The organism is Synechococcus sp. R6-5 (genome assembly GCF_047461775.1).
Classification (GTDB): domain Bacteria; phylum Cyanobacteriota; class Cyanobacteriia; order Thermostichales; family Thermostichaceae; genus Thermostichus.
This window is the reverse complement of sequence record NZ_JANSHV010000356.1, coordinates 1-1531: the sequence shown is the minus strand read 5'-3', so window position 1 is coordinate 1531 and position 1531 is coordinate 1. Positions and strand designations below refer to the sequence as shown.

Annotated in this window: 1 protein-coding gene; it reads right to left on the bottom strand. The window is 62.0% G+C overall.

From position 1 onward, the window contains the following. Positions 1-1531 (bottom strand): caspase family protein (locus NW818_RS13690; RefSeq protein ID WP_414424866.1); only part of this gene is annotated, 1531 nt, incomplete at both ends.

Sequence of the window (1531 nt, the reverse complement as noted above, 5' to 3'; positions counted from 1 at the left end):
GGACTCCGTCCCGCTGGCGCGATCGGAGGCACGCTGAGTCAACTCCTCGAGGAGCGTTTGCGTCCATTCCAGCGGCCCATTGAGCAACATCGGCGAACGGGCTACCCCCAGTTTGCGGGCCATAGCCTTGAGGGCTTCCAAGCTGGCGGACAGGGGGCGGGTGCTGGCCACAAACAACAGCTCCGTCAGCCCTTGGGCATGACAGGTGAGCAAGTCAGAGCTCACAGCAGAGCGCAGCTCGCCATCGACCTCCGGCAAGGGTGGCAAAGTTAAACTGCTCTTGGCTTCCAAGCGAAGAGGTGTGGTGAAGTTGTCCTGAGGCAGGGGGGCCAGCAGGTGCAGTTGTCCGGTCGGGTCGATCAGCAACAGGTAGCCGTAGAGATCCTGCTCGCTGTTGTTGCAAAGGGTGAGATGCAAGGGATCCCCTCGCGTAAACCGCTGCATACCCACCTCAGCAGGAGCGGAAGTTGCGGACTGGACAAGGCGTGCCGCCAACGAGGGAGCTAAGGACTCCGTCCCGCTGGCGCGATTGGCAGCTCTACCTTTGACAGCCAACTCCGCCACCACTGCCAAGGAAGAGGAAACCGCATTGAGGGTGGTGCGCAAACGTTTGGCAGCCAGCAGATGGGCAAGACGGGGAGCTAACCGCTGGACGGCCATTGCTGCGGCTTCTCCTGCCGGGCCACAAGAATTCAGGAGCAATTCTCGCCCCGGCCAGAACAGGCTGTAGCTGTTCACTTCCAGAGGCTTGAGCAGGGTATCCGACCGTTCGCGCCAGCGGGACGGAGTCCTAAAAGCAGTGGCCATTTCCGGGGTGATGCGGCCCAACAAACAGTCCACCTGTCGCTCGCGGGGGTTGGCCGTTTCCATCCAGCTGTAGCCGGCAATGGCATTGGTCAGATCCACCTTTTCAATGCGGCCCAGGTTCTCCTCTAGGCCAACCAAAAGCTTGAGCGTGCTGGAGAGGCCGCGCAGCTGCTCCCGCAAAGGTGTGCCCACAGGGGGAAGCTGCCCTTCCGGACTGGCCATCTGAACCTGAGCCAACAGCCCACTGCGAGAACGCATGAGCAGCGGCGTCGGCGAAGAGGCGGAAGGATCGGCGGGAATGGGAACCAAAAGAGTACCCGGCTGCAAACCACACAGGGCCGCCGATGGGATCCCGCCTAACCACACCTGAGCCCGATTCCCCTTCACTTCTTGGACTACCCCGCTCACCCCTGCCTGCGTGGGCGCAAGAAAATAGGGGTGGATGTGTCGAGCAGTGTCTTTGCCTTCCAAGGTGGGGCGTTGGCAGGCGAATAGGCCCAGCTCTCGCCGGCTAACCACTTGGTTAAAGGCCACCAGCAGACGAGTGGCAGGCGTGGTTTCCCACAGGTACTGCGTCAGCAGATAGGTGAGTACCCCAGCATAGAATCCCGGCCAAGCGGCTTCTGCTGCCAAGTCTTGCGGGGTGGTGGCCGAAATCAGCAAGCCCTTGGGCGGAGACGGCCAAACCCGCTGCGGCTCCGATCGCACCAGCGGGACGGAGTCC